Genomic DNA, 12,676 nt, shown 5'->3' with positions numbered 1-12,676 from the left:
AGATATGAATATTAAAACTAAATCATTAACTAAAACGGCATTATTTTCTGCACTTATAGCAGTAGGGTCTTTCGTTCCGGTTCCTATGTATCCGGTACCTGTAACTCTACAAACTTTTTTTGTTTTTATGGCAGGCCTTTTACTTACACCTGCTGAAGCATTTTTATCAGTTGCAGTTTACACCATTATAGGCCTTGTAGGTATTCCCGTTTTTGCAGGCTTTACCGGTGGAGTACAATCAGTGTTTTCACCGAGCTTCGGCTTTATTTTAGGATTTTCTCTTGGTGCCTACTCTATAGCTTTACTTGTAAGAAAATTTAAAGAAGAAAGTATCTACAAAAATTTTCTTGCAATTTTTATAGGTAATGCTTTTATTTACCTTATAGGTCTTACTTACATGTACTTTATTTTAAAATCTTTAGGTAAGGCACCGGACTCACTCTATGGTGTTCTTTCCATAGGTATGATTCCTTTCATTCCTGGTGACCTTTTAAAAATGATAGTTGCATCTATTGCCGCTCCGAAAATAAAAAAAGCCCTAATGGATTAAGGACTTATAATAACTTGTTTCAAATACTTTTACTTAAAAGAAGAACCTCTTTATTTCTTAATCATAGAATTTAAAGAGGTTCTTTTTTACTAGTTATGAAAAAATTATTTTTTTCAGTTCTTCCTTCATTGGCATAAGGCGCTTCTCTATCTCCACAAGATCAAAGGATTCAATTTCAATCTTATCTTTTATCTCATTGGATAAATGCTTTTGTGCAAAGGGATAGACAACCTTATTCTCCTTATCGGCGTGTTGCCTTAAAAGATTTACATAGCTCATGGTATTGGTTATTACTTGAAGAAGGTCTCTATTATCCTTTGATTTTAAATAGGATTCCAGACTTTTTTCCAACTCCATACAATAAGCCCTAGCCATTTGGTGTTCAACAAGCATTCCGTTTTTAACGAGTTTTTCGGCAGCAGGTCCCAAGCTTTCCACCATGTATTTAAAAAGTATATCTTCTTCCTTTTTATGATGGACTCCATCTGCAAATTCCCTTATATACCTTATAGCTGCCCTGAAAAATTTTTCATCTATAAGCTTATCTTCCATAATTTTAAGACACTCTTCTTCAAGTCTATCGGTAAATAATATTATTTCCTCATGTTCATTTACTAAATAATCTATAGCTTTCATTTTAACCTCTCATTGTTTATTTATTACCTATGAGGTAAGTATACAGTTCAGTTCTCATTATTCCTATAATTAAAATATATAAATTTCAAATAAAACTGTATTTAAATTTTATCACTAATCTCTATTGTTAGTATATTATACCCATTTTAAATTGATTTTGTTTTAAAAGGCGTCAAAATATAGTATAATGACACTATTGAGGAGGTCATCAGATGAATAGGAATAAAAAAAGAGGCCGTCGCAAGTTTCTGCGACTATCAAGCTTCTTTAAAATATTATTAATACTTGCCCTATCAGCCTTAATAACTTTAGGAACTTTTGTAAGTACATCTATGCTTTCAATACTTAAAAAAGCACCGAGAATAGACGCTGAAAACTACAGAGCTTTAATTCACGAAACATCAAGTGTCTATGATGATAAGGAAAATTTAATTCAAACTCTGGTTTTAAATGAGTTTTCACAATATGTTACTTTAGACAAGATCCCTAAAAATTTAAAAAATGCAGTAATTGCCATTGAGGACGAAAGATTCTATCAACATGATGCAGTGGATTTTAAGAGAATTTTAGGCGCACTTGTCAGCAACCTTAAGGCAGGCAGAATTGTTCAAGGCGGCTCAACTATATCAATGCAGCTTGCCAAAAACCTTTATACTTCTTCAAATCAAAGTATAGAAAGAAAGCTTACTGATATTTACTATGCCTATGAAATGGAATCAAAGCTTTCAAAGGATCAAATTCTAGAAGCTTATATGAATTCCGCAGGCTTTTCAAAGGGTACTGTAGGAGTTCAGGCGGCAGCAAAGACCTTTTTTAACAAGAATGTTTCTGACCTAAGCTTGGCAGAATGTGCCCTAGTAGCCGGAATAACCAATAGGCCCGAAAAATATTCTCCCTATATTAGAGAAGCTATAACAGGTGAAGATAATATTGAAAGTATACAGTTTGAACTTGTACCCACCAGTGGAGAAAGTCCATCAGAAGAAACTTTAGCTATATCTTCCAAGCTAAAAGAGCTTGGTAGAATCGACAGTTTTGATCTTAAACTTGTAGAATCCGGAACCTTGGTGCCTATGAAGGCGGTTTTTAATGAAAAATCCAAGGAAAGACAAAAGCTTATTTTAAAAAAAATGAAGGAACAAAATTACATCAGCAACGAAGAATACGAGGCTGCTTTAATTGAACCTATAAATATTGTTTTAAGTCCTAGGGAGGAAAAGGGATTATCATCCTTTTTTGTTGATGAGGTTAAAGAAGAAGCCATAAGTATTTTAGAATCCTTAGGTTACTCAAATGAAGAGGCAAATACTAAGCTCTACACCGGCGGATTCCAAATCTATTCATCTATGAGCCTGGACTTGCAAAAACACATGGAAGAAGTCGTAAACAATGACAAGCTTTTCCCAAGAAGTAGAACTGATGAAAACGGAATCAAGCAACCTCAAGTAGGAGCAGTTTTAATGGATCCTCATACAGGGCAGGTAAAGGCTCTTATTGGGGGAAGAGGCATTGCAGGGAATTCCAACTTTAACAGGGCTACATCACCAAGATCGCCCGGTTCAAGTATAAAGCCGATATCCGTATATATGACGGCTTTTAGAAATGGTGCCACTGCGGCGGATGTTTATCTTGATGCGCCTCTACCTAAGAGTATTTTTAAATATACACCTACCAATGTTGGCTCTTATGTAGGCTGGACCAATATTAGAAACCTTATTGTAAGATCGTCAAATGTCGGCGCTTATTTGGTAGCAAGGGATATAGGCGTGGACTATAATATGGCTTCAAACAAAAACTACCCATATTCCAAGGCAGTTGATGAGCCTAAGGCTATGAAAATGATTATGGAAAACCTGGAGGATATAGGTGTTACTTCCCTGGTGTGGCCAGAGGATAATCCTGTTACTAATGATCAAATCCCTTCATCTATGGCACTTGGAGGCATGACTAAAGGAATATCACCTCTTGAAATGGCGGGAGCTTATACTCCCCTTGCCAATGAAGGAGTCTACCAAAAGCCCAGCTTTATAGATAAAATTACAAACTCTTCAGGAGAAGTGATTTATGAAAGATCCGGAAAGGGAAAAAAGATTCTTTCACCTCAAAACGCTTTTATCCTTACCAATATATTGGAAGATGTAGTTAAAAAAGGTACGGGTACCAATGCCAACTTCCCTAAAATGAGTATAGCCGGCAAAACCGGTACAACAAATCAAAAGAAGGAAGCTTGGTTTGTAGGATACACTCCCTATTATTTATGCTCTGTTTTTATAGGTAATGACCTTCACGAGCCTATGCCTTTTATGTCAAGTGTAGCGGCAAGTTTATGGAAAGAATTTATGAAGCCTATTCATAAAGATTTGGAGGATAAAGAGTTTCCTCAACCTGAAACTGGACTTTACAGAAAGTATGTAGGCGGAAGATACGAATATTTTGTTGAAGGAACTAAACCTCACTACCTGAACAAATACTCATTTGTTGAAAGTAAAGACGATGACGAAGATAACAATAACAAAAACAATAACAATAGCAAAAAATCATCTTCAAAGAAAAAGTCTAAATCAACTGACAATAACAATAATGCTCCTAAGACTAAAAAGAAGAAAAAATCTTCCAACGAAAACAATTAAATACTTTTATAAATTAAAAAAGGACTGTGTAAATTAAACATAGTCCTTTTTATATTATCTCTTCAAATGAAAATCCTTACATTAATTTTATAAACCCAGCTTTTCCAACAAATAGTCACAGGATTTTTCCGGATCTTCATTGTTAATAGACAAAATAAAATCATCTTTCTTTATAGCATAGTTGGCATCATAATATTTTTCCATAAGATCTTTAATAATAAAATCAAATTTTTCCTCTTTAATTAAATTTAAATAATCCACATACCTTTTATGGCTTATGTATTTTTTAAGGTTTTCAAGAGCTTCCATAAGCTCTTTTTTTGTATCTTCACTATAGTCCCTTAGATAATCTCCCTTAATCCTTGCAAGTCTACCCTCCACTGTGTCATTTATAAGAACCTTCTTTGGAGAAGTGGCAATAGCAGTTTTAAGCTTAAGAGGTAAAATCAAATCTCCTATTCTTGATGACTCGGCTTCCACAAATACAGGTCCTTTTTTAAACCTCCTGTAGGACTCAAGAATCTCCGATTCAAAAGTCTTTTGTGATGGTTGATTGCCTAGACCTACTCCTCCAAAAAGAGATCCTCTATGATTTGCTAAGCCTTCAAGATCTAATACATTTTTACCTCTTTTTGAAAGCTCCTTTAAAATTTCCGTTTTGCCACAACCTGTAAACCCCTTTAAAACTATATATTCATAATCCCCAAGGTTTTCCAAACATTTCAGTACATAGGCCCTATAACCCTTGTAGCCTAAATTAAGCTTGTAAACTTTTTGACCTAAGCTTTTTAAAAGATCAAATAATACTGTAGATCTGAAACCACCTCTTGAGCAAAATAAAATAGGCTCATAGTCCCTACAGGCCTCTGCTATAAATTTATAGTAGTCCACAAGCTTTGGAGTAAAAAATTCTACTCCTTTAAGCTTAGCCTCAGTTATTTTACCGCTATCATACAGGGTGCCTACAACTTTTCTTTCTTCGTTGGACAAAACCGGCATAGATATAGCTCCGGGAATTGTCCCTGCCTTAAATTCACCTTCACTTCTTAAATCTATAAAAAGAGGTTTATTAAATTTTAAAATTTCTTCATAATCATTTGCTTTAAACATAGTCTAATTATAAATGTTTTAAAAAATTTTTTAAAGTGCTATAGTAATTGTAGTGAGGTGAGACGATGAAACTTGAAGTTTGCGGAGGTTGCAATGCTAAAATTTCGGCTTCCGATTTAAAGGCAACCTTAGACCTTTTAACTGTATTTAAGAGAAAGGAAATCCTTGAAGGCTTTTCCAACAATGACGATGCAGCTGTTATAAAAATTAATGATTCGACAGCTCTTGCCCTTACCTGTGATTTTTTCCCTCCTATGGTAGAAGATCCCTTTGTTTTTGGAGAGATTGCCGCAGCTAATGCTCTTTCAGATATATATGCAATGGGAGGAGAGCCAATTTGTGCCCTTAACTTAGTTTGCTTTCCTGAAGAGGAGGACAGAAGTCTTTTAGAAGAGATTTTAAAAGGCGGTGCCAAAAAGCTTGAGGAAGCCCAATGTTCCCTTGCAGGAGGTCATTCTATTCACGACCCGAGAATTAAATACGGTCTTTGTGTTTTAGGAGTCTTAAATCCTGAAAAAATTTACAAAAACAACTCTGCAAAAGTTGGCGATAAGATTATCCTTACAAAGCCTTTAGGAGTTGGACTTTTAACTTCTGCAAAAACTGTGGGTCAGTGTAAGGACGATGACTTTGAAAATGCGGTAAAATCCATGAAAACTCTTAACAAATATGCCTATGATATATTAAAGGACTTTCCTGTAACCTCCATGACTGATGTAACGGGCTTCGGACTTATAGGACATCTTAGTGAAATGATAAATGATACAGCTTTAATAAACACGGAAAACTTACCTATCCTTTCCGGTGCTAAAGAATCCGCCGAAGAATTTTTATTTACTGCCGGAGGTCAAAGAAATAGAAAATCCTATAGTAATCTTGTTGATTTTCAAATAAACGACTTTGCTCTTGAGGAAGTGCTATTTGACCCTCAAACATCAGGTGGGCTTCTTGTCTCCATATCCGACAGATCTAATGAGCTTGTAGAAAAACTTAGAAAAAATAATATCCCAGCTTCAATTATCGCTGAGGTCATTGAAAAAAAAGATAAAAAAATTATAGTGAGGTAGATTATGAAAGAAATTAATGCTATGGGGCTTCTTTGTCCAAGACCGGTAATACTGGCAAAAAAACTTATAAAAGAAGAAAGCCCCAAGGACTTTTGTGTACTTGTAGATAATGAAATTGCAACTGAAAATTTAGCTAAAATGGCTGATCACCTTGGTTATAAAACCAAAACAAGCAAGGAAGATAAAACCTATAGGGTTGCCTTTGAAAAGGTTAAAGATATAGAGGCAGAAGATAAGCCTCAAGAAGATGAATTTATTGTTGTCTTTTCATCTGACAGACTGGGTCTTGGAGATGAAGACTTTTCTAAAAAACTGTTGGAGGGATTTCTTTACTCCCTACCAGAAAAAGAAAGCCTTCCCACCTATGTAGTCCTTTATAACTATGGAGTAAGACTTTCCACTCTAAATGAAAATACCGTTTCAGATTTAAAGAAACTGGAAGAAAAAGGCACTACAGTTTTATCCTGTGGACTGTGCTTAAACAATTACGGTTTAAAGGATTCCCTAAAGGTTGGACAAATAACAAACATGGATAATATTGTAGACCTGCAAATAAAATACAAGGTCGTAAAACCATGCTGACCTATCACCTGATTACCTTTAAGTCTTCCAATTACGCCATGGCTGCTGAAAAAAAGACTCAAGACTTAGGTACAAGACTGATTACCTTACCCTCTTGGATAAGCTCCGATTGCGGCTTCGGCTTAAAGGTCGGAGAAAACTTAAATAAGGTTTTAGATGTCCTAGGTAGGGAAAATGTGGAAGGAGTTTATCCCCTTAAATGATTTATTTTGACAATGCTTCAACAACTCTTGTAAAACCGCCTCAAGTAGGTGTGGCTTTAATGGAGGCCGTAAACTCAAAAAACTTTGGAAATGCAAGTAGAGGATCCTATGATATGTCTTTAAATTCCCTTAGTAGCCTTTTTTCTCTTAGGCAGGAAATTGGAGAGCTTTTTTCCCTAGACCCTTTAAATGTTGCCTTATGTGCAAATGTAACTACAGGTTTAAATCTTGTGTTAAACTCCATTCTAGAAAAGGGTGATCATGTTATTACATCACTTGCAGAGCATAACTCAGTCCTTAGACCTCTAAATCATTTAAAGGATATCTTAGCTATTGAGGTGTCCTATCTTCCCTTAACTGAAAAGGGCAAAATAAACCTAAATCCCCTTGAAGACCTTCTACAAAAAAATACAAAGCTTCTTTGCCTAACTGCCATGTCCAATGTTTCGGGAGAAATTACCGACTTATCTTTGGCTCGAGACTTTTGCAAAAGACACGGACTTATTCTCTTAATAGATGCAGCTCAAGGCGGTGGCACCATGGACCTAAGCCTTAAAGGCTTTGACAGAGCTGTACTTTGCTTTACAGGACACAAGGGACTCTATGGCCCTCAAGGTACAGGGGGCATTGCTGTAAAGGGCGATATAAAATTTAAAGAAGTGTTTTCCGGTGGAGGAGGTAACTCTGTGAACCCCCACCAAAACAACTTTATGCCGGATATTTTCGAATATGGGACTTTAAATCTTCCATCTAACCTTGGACTCTTAGAAGGTATTAAATACATAAAAGGCCTTGGAATTAAAAAAATCTCCAAGAATCTTTACGACCTATCCTCCTATCTTTACAAGTCTCTGGAAAAGCTTGATGGAGTAAAGCTTTACACTGACCACGTTTATCCCCATGGTCCTATTGTTTCCTTTAACTACAAGGACTACTCCTCAGAAAAGGTTTCAGATCTTCTTTGGGAAAAGGGAAAAATTGCCACAAGGGCAAAGCTCCACTGTGCCCCGCTTTTTCACCGAGCTATGGGAACGGAAAAAAGAGGTATGGTAAGAGCCTCCCTATCCACCTTTAACACCTTTAGTGAAGTGGATAGGTTTATTGAGGTTTTAAAAAGTTTTTAAACCATCCAAGAGCTAAAAATTTTTGCTTTTTATATCTTTTCTTATAATTTCTCTATCTAAACAAAAATAAACCACAAAAGGCCCTTAAATTCTATAAGGGTCTAATGCGGTTTATGTCTTATCAGAATAAATTTTTAATTTTCCCGCAAAGCCTATTTGTTTTTAAACATTATATCAAAGGCTCTTTTATCAAGGTTTTCTCCAATAAAAATCAAATTTTTACCCGCTTCGCCAGAATATTTTTCCAAGCTGAATTTAGAGTTAACTATATCTATCTTAACAGTTTTATCATCAACCTTTACGAAGCCCTTGGCTCTTAAAACTTTGCCAAACCTAACTTGGCAAATTGCATTAAAAATAGTGCCCATTTGTTGAAAATCCTTATAAGAAACATTTTCGTAGCACAAGGACTCCATATGAAAATGCTCAAAGTTTGACAGGTCTATTTTAGAATAGTCATACTTATCTATAAGCTCCTTGTATTCATCCTTTGAAAAATCTTTATAATGTTTCTTGTAAATCTTTGCCCCTGTATAGGGCTTTAAAATTTCTATGGCCTTATTTATACTTTCTTCACTAATATTTTCAGTCTTTGAAAGTAATATATAAGATGAATTTTCTATTTGGTCTATAAATATTTCCCTGTAGTTCTTTAAATAATCATCTATTTGATAGTAATCAACAATAGTTATAGGAGAAAGAAGTTCTATATTTTCATATTCTATAGTTTTTATATTCTCTATAATCTTTGACAAAAATCCCAAGCCTGTAGGCTCTATTATTAAGTAAGAAGGATTTATAGTATTTGCAACAGTTAAAACACTTGTAGCAAAATCACCTTTCTTGCTGCAACAAATACAGCCTTCTTCCAGGGATAAAATTTCCCTTCCGGTTTCTCTTAAAAGATCCTCATCTACATTTGCTCCGGCATAGTCGTTTTCCAATATGGCTATATCATCTAAATTTTTGGCAAAGCTTTGTATAAAACTTGTCTTTCCGCTTCCTAAAAAACCTGATACTACTATTACCTTCATTATTTTTCCATTAAATCTTCAGCAACTATTACTACCGGTTTAATTAAATCCTTTGGTTTTTCCTTCATTAACAGTAGGGCATCTTCAACCTTGTCAAAACCGTTAAATTTATGAGTAACAAGCTTTGAAATGTCAAGCTTACCACAAGATACAAGCTTAGCTAATTTTTCCATTCTAAGTCTGCCGCCTGGAGTCAAACCTCCTGCAATAATTTTGTGGCCCATACCTACACCCCATTCAACACGAGGAATCTTAATGTAATCTCCGCCGCCAAGATAGTTTACATTTCCTATTTTTCCGCCGGGTCTAAGAGCTTTAACAGCTTCTTCAAAGGTATCTACAGTGCCTCCGGCTATAACTACTCTATCTACACCCTTACCATTTGTAAGTTCAAGAACTTGTTCAGATATAGAACCGTTTTTATAGTTGATTATATCTGTTGCACCATAAAATTTTGCAGCTTCAATGCATTTAGGTCTTGTACCTACAGCATAAATTTTTGATGCTCCTCTAAGATTACATCCTGCTACAGCCATTAAACCAACAGGTCCTATACCTATAACTAGAACTTCATCACCAAATTGAACATCTGCAAGTTCAACTCCGTGGAAACCTGTTGTAACCATGTCTGACAACATAGGTGCAAGTACAGGGTCAACACCTTCAGGTATAAGGGCAAGATTGCCGTCTGCATCATTTACGTGGAAATATTCTGAAAACACCCCGTCTTTAAAGTTTGAGAACTTCCAGCCGCCAAGCATTTCACCTGAGTGCATTGGAAATCCGGCTTGAGATGCTAAAGATGACCAGTCGGGAGTTATAGCAGGAACTAAAACTCTATCTCCAACCTTAAAATCTTTTACCAACTCTCCAACCTTATATACTTCTCCTGCAGCCTCATGACCCAGGATCATGTTGTGTCTATCTCCTATAGCGCCTTCCCAAACAGTGTGAATATCTGATGTACATGGTGCCAGGGCAATAGGCTTTACCAAAGCGTCAAGTGGTCCAAGTTCAGGCTCCTCTTTTTCAATCCAACCTATCTTTCCAATTCCTAACATTGCAAAACCTTTCATACTCTTCCTCCTTTAGTTAATTAATTATTTGAGACAGTGTAATTTTACTATAGGTAGATATTTTTTTGCAATCGTTTTTTATTTTTTAATACTAATTAATAAACACAAAAAAACGAAGATTGAGTCCTCGCCTTTTTTTGAAATTAAAATTTTTTATTATCCTTTTAAAATCACAATGTTCATTATTAGAAATGAAAGCAAGCCTGCCAGACAAATAAGAAAAATTACAAGATAGACGGATTTCCTATCCGAGCTTCGACTTTTGACATCACTATCTTCAATATCTATTTTCTTACCGCAGGAGCCACAGTAAGACAGGTTCCTACTTTGAACGTGACCACAGTAGGGACACGTTATTGTGTCTTCTCCCTCAATTATTAAGTAGAGTAAAAGTACCAGTATGCTGGATGTAAACATTACTAAAAGAATCCAAAGGATACTATCCTTACCTCTTGACTTAGCATCTTTATAAATCCAAATTGCTATGGCAATTTTTATAGCAAGGGGTATAAGCATAAAAAGCCAAGTAAAATTAAAAGCTAAAGCCATATTGCACCTCCTTACAACTATTAAATACTAGCTTAATTAAGATTCTGCTTTAATAAAATGTCTGATTTAAAACCGGTCTACGTTAAAATGATACCCCCATGTTTTAAACCTGATAGTTTAAATATAATAGAAAAATTTATTTTTGCTAATAAAAAAGATCCCTTTTTATAGGGACCTTTGATTTTATTTATCTTCTTTCTCCTTATTATCTTGAGAATGAATTAATTTTTTAGCTTCATCGGAAAGATCTTCCTCTTCAATTTTTGCTTCTTCCTTGTTAAGCTCAGGTTCCTCTTCTCCGTCATAGATTCTCTCAAATTCTTCTCTTCTTATAGTTTCTTTTTCAAGTAAAACATCAGACACTCTAATAAGTTTTTCCATGTTTTCACTTAAGATTTCTTTTGCTTTAAGGTAGGCATCATTAAGAAGTTTTGAAATCTCTTTATCTATTTCTGCTGCAGTTTCTTCTGAATAGTTTTTACTTCTGCCCAGGTCCCTGCCTATAAATATCTCGTTCCCGCTTTCACCGTAATTAATTGTTCCAAGTTTTTCACTCATACCATACTCGGTAACCATGGCTCTTGCAATTGATGTAGCTCTTTCTATATCATTGTGGGCACCTGTTGATATATCGTCTAAAACTAAAGCTTCCGCAACCCTACCTCCAAGAAGAGATACCAGTTCGTTTTTCATTTGGCCCTTAGTCATAAAGTTAACATCGTCTTCAGGAATATAGGCGGTGAAACCTCCTGCCATACCTCTTGGAATAATAGTTATTAAGTGAACCGGATCCGTTCCTGGCAAGCTCTTTGATACTACAGCATGTCCTGCTTCATGTACCGCAGTAAGTTTTCTTTCTTTTTCCGTAACTACCTTGGATTTTTTAGCAGGTCCCGCCTGTACCTTAATTGAAGCCTCTTCTATATCTTCCATTTCTATTTTATTGCTGTTTCTTCTTGCAGCAAGGAGTGCAGATTCATTCATTAGGTTTTCAAGATCTGCCGGAGTAAATCCAGGAGTCCTTTTTGCTATTGTTTTAAAATCTATATCATCACCGATTTTTTTATTTTTAGAATGAATTTTTAAAATTTCTTCTCTGCCCTTTACATCAGGCTTTCCTACAAAAACGGTTCTGTCAAAACGTCCCGGTCTTAAAAGTGCAGGATCCAGTATGTCGGCTCTGTTGGTAGCAGCCATTACTATTACTCCTTCATTTTTCCCGAAGCCGTCCATCTCAACTAAAAGTTGGTTAAGAGTTTGTTCTCTTTCATCGTGTCCTCCGCCAAGTCCGGCTCCACGCCTTCTACCTACTGCGTCAATTTCGTCTATAAAAATTATACAAGGAGAATTTTTCTTGGCAGTTTCAAAAAGATCTCTTACTCTAGATGCTCCGACTCCTACAAACATTTCTACAAAGTCTGAACCTGACATTATAAAGAAAGGTACCTTAGCTTCTCCCGCTACGGCCTTTGAAAGGTAAGTTTTACCTGTTCCCGGAGGTCCTACCAAAAGAACTCCTTTAGGTATTCTAGCTCCCATTTCGACAAATTTCTTAGGATCTTTTAAAAAGTCAACTATTTCAGAAAGCTCTTCCTTTTCTTCAACAAGCCCGGCTACATCGTTAAAGGTAATATGATTTTTGTCATCATGTTTTACCACCCTAGCCTTGCTTTTGCCGAAGGAACTCATTTTAGATCCTCCACCTTGAGACTGGTTCATAATGTAATACCAAAATCCTATAAAGACCACTATCATAAGTATAGTAGGGATCCATTCCATATAAACCGGAGTTTGCTTATCTCTTAGAGATGTAACTTTAACTCCTGATTCATCTATAGCCTTGGAAATATAGTTATCATATATATAAACTCTCGCTTCCTGGGGAATTATTGTATGAAAGGTTTCTTTTTTATCGGTTTCAAAAATAACTTCCCTGTCGTCATAAGTTATTTCTGTAACCTTTTTTTCTTTAACGTATTCTATAAATTTTGTTATGTCTACCTCAGGTATAGTTTCAGCCGGAGGGCTTAGAAATCTTATTCCTATAAGCACCAGCACTATAAGCATAAGGTAGAGTGATACTCCGCTTATTTTTCTGTTCACCTTTTTATCACT

The 12,676-nt window shown here is 35.6% G+C and carries 12 protein-coding genes; 6 read left to right on the top strand and 6 right to left on the bottom strand.

All coding sequences use genetic code 11. The features are described from left to right. Positions 1-4: 4 nt before the first annotated feature. Complete coding sequence (locus tag PEPCATONIAE_RS05665; RefSeq protein ID WP_138160141.1) at positions 5-550, top strand: biotin transporter BioY; 546 nt, start codon at positions 5-7, stop codon at positions 548-550. 93 nt (positions 551-643) lie between these two features. On the opposite strand, the gene PEPCATONIAE_RS05660 is transcribed toward PEPCATONIAE_RS05665, so the two are convergent. Continuing rightward, the gene (locus PEPCATONIAE_RS05660; protein WP_138160139.1) at positions 644-1,186 is read right to left on the bottom strand and encodes a hemerythrin domain-containing protein; all 543 of its coding nucleotides are present in this window, start codon (positions 1,184-1,186) and stop codon (positions 644-646) included. A gap of 212 nt (positions 1,187-1,398) precedes the next feature. Here PEPCATONIAE_RS05660 and PEPCATONIAE_RS05655 point away from each other — a divergent pair, with 212 nt between their 5' ends. Further along, on the top strand, positions 1,399-3,816 hold the full coding sequence (locus PEPCATONIAE_RS05655) for a transglycosylase domain-containing protein (RefSeq protein WP_138160137.1): 2,418 nt from the start codon (positions 1,399-1,401) through the stop codon (positions 3,814-3,816). 87 nt (positions 3,817-3,903) lie between these two features. Here the strand turns inward: PEPCATONIAE_RS05655 and mnmH are convergent, their stop codons facing one another. Then, a complete protein-coding gene (gene mnmH, locus PEPCATONIAE_RS05650; RefSeq protein WP_138160135.1) occupies positions 3,904-4,926 on the bottom strand; it encodes a tRNA 2-selenouridine(34) synthase MnmH in 1,023 nt (340 codons plus the stop codon). A gap of 65 nt (positions 4,927-4,991) precedes the next feature. Between mnmH and selD the strand changes: the two genes are divergently transcribed. The 4 genes from selD to PEPCATONIAE_RS05630 are packed head-to-tail and all read left to right on the top strand — an operon-like array spanning position 4,992 to position 7,902. Next, positions 4,992-5,993, top strand: a complete 1,002-nt coding sequence (gene selD / locus PEPCATONIAE_RS05645; RefSeq protein ID WP_138160133.1) for a selenide, water dikinase SelD — start codon at positions 4,992-4,994, stop codon at positions 5,991-5,993. A 3-nt stretch (positions 5,994-5,996) separates the two neighbouring features. Next, a complete protein-coding gene (yedF, locus tag PEPCATONIAE_RS05640; RefSeq protein WP_138160131.1) occupies positions 5,997-6,575 on the top strand; it encodes a sulfurtransferase-like selenium metabolism protein YedF in 579 nt (192 codons plus the stop codon). Continuing rightward, the gene (locus tag PEPCATONIAE_RS05635; RefSeq protein WP_246060444.1) at positions 6,569-6,778 is read left to right on the top strand and encodes a putative Se/S carrier protein; all 210 of its coding nucleotides are present in this window, start codon (positions 6,569-6,571) and stop codon (positions 6,776-6,778) included. Before yedF ends, PEPCATONIAE_RS05635 begins: the two co-directional genes overlap by 7 nt. Further along, on the top strand, positions 6,775-7,902 hold the full coding sequence (locus PEPCATONIAE_RS05630; RefSeq protein ID WP_138160129.1) for an aminotransferase class V-fold PLP-dependent enzyme: 1,128 nt from the start codon (positions 6,775-6,777) through the stop codon (positions 7,900-7,902). The genes PEPCATONIAE_RS05635 and PEPCATONIAE_RS05630 overlap by 4 nt, the downstream gene beginning before the upstream one ends. Before the next feature lie 152 nt (positions 7,903-8,054). Here the strand turns inward: PEPCATONIAE_RS05630 and PEPCATONIAE_RS05625 are convergent, their stop codons facing one another. The 4 genes from PEPCATONIAE_RS05625 to ftsH form a co-directional block, all read right to left on the bottom strand. Continuing rightward, entirely contained in the window at positions 8,055-8,936 is an 882-nt protein-coding gene (locus PEPCATONIAE_RS05625; RefSeq protein ID WP_138160127.1) for a GTP-binding protein, read from the bottom strand. Next, complete coding sequence (locus PEPCATONIAE_RS05620) at positions 8,936-10,012, bottom strand: NAD(P)-dependent alcohol dehydrogenase (protein ID WP_138160125.1); 1,077 nt, start codon at positions 10,010-10,012, stop codon at positions 8,936-8,938. Before PEPCATONIAE_RS05620 ends, PEPCATONIAE_RS05625 begins: the two co-directional genes overlap by 1 nt. Before the next feature lie 156 nt (positions 10,013-10,168). Continuing rightward, positions 10,169-10,561 carry a hypothetical protein gene (locus tag PEPCATONIAE_RS05615; RefSeq protein WP_138160123.1) on the bottom strand — a complete coding sequence of 131 codons (393 nt, stop codon included), beginning with the start codon at positions 10,559-10,561 and terminating at the stop codon, positions 10,169-10,171. Between the two features lie 183 nt (positions 10,562-10,744). After that, the gene (gene ftsH / locus PEPCATONIAE_RS05610; RefSeq protein WP_138160121.1) at positions 10,745-12,664 is read right to left on the bottom strand and encodes an ATP-dependent zinc metalloprotease FtsH; all 1,920 of its coding nucleotides are present in this window, start codon (positions 12,662-12,664) and stop codon (positions 10,745-10,747) included. Positions 12,665-12,676: the final 12 nt, after the last annotated feature.

The sequence above is a fragment of the Peptoniphilus catoniae genome (genome assembly GCF_901447155.2).
GTDB classification, from domain to species: Bacteria; Bacillota; Clostridia; order Tissierellales; family Peptoniphilaceae; genus Peptoniphilus_E; species Peptoniphilus_E catoniae.
Note: the sequence above shows the minus strand (reverse complement) of the source record. Positions and strands in the feature narration are given on the sequence as shown.